Below are 241 nucleotides of genomic sequence, written 5' to 3'. Positions count from 1 at the left end.
TACCAGCTGCCCGAACCCCTGCTGAGCCTCGTGGTGGCGACGGCGCTGACCGTCGACACCGCGCTGAAGCAGGATTCACGGGGCCTTGGCTGACAGGTCGGTTCACGGATGACGGGTCGGTTCACAGTGACGTGAGGTGCCCCGGCTCCGACGGCTGCCGGGGCATCAACGACGGCTCGACGGGCGCCGAACGGGCCTCCAGCGCGAGAACCGACGCCACCGGATGCTCCTCGTCGGCCAG

Annotated in this window: 1 pseudogene; it reads left to right on the top strand. The window is 69.7% G+C overall.

From position 1 onward, the window contains the following. Nucleotides 1–93: pseudogene (locus G3I56_RS44620) on the top strand (scramblase); the annotation flags it as partial. Nucleotides 94–241: the final 148 nt, after the last annotated feature.

The sequence above is a fragment of the Streptomyces sp. SID12488 genome, from assembly GCF_010548275.1.
GTDB lineage: Bacteria > Actinomycetota > Actinomycetes > Streptomycetales > Streptomycetaceae > Streptomyces.
Note: the sequence above shows the minus strand (reverse complement) of the source record. Positions and strands in the feature narration are given on the sequence as shown.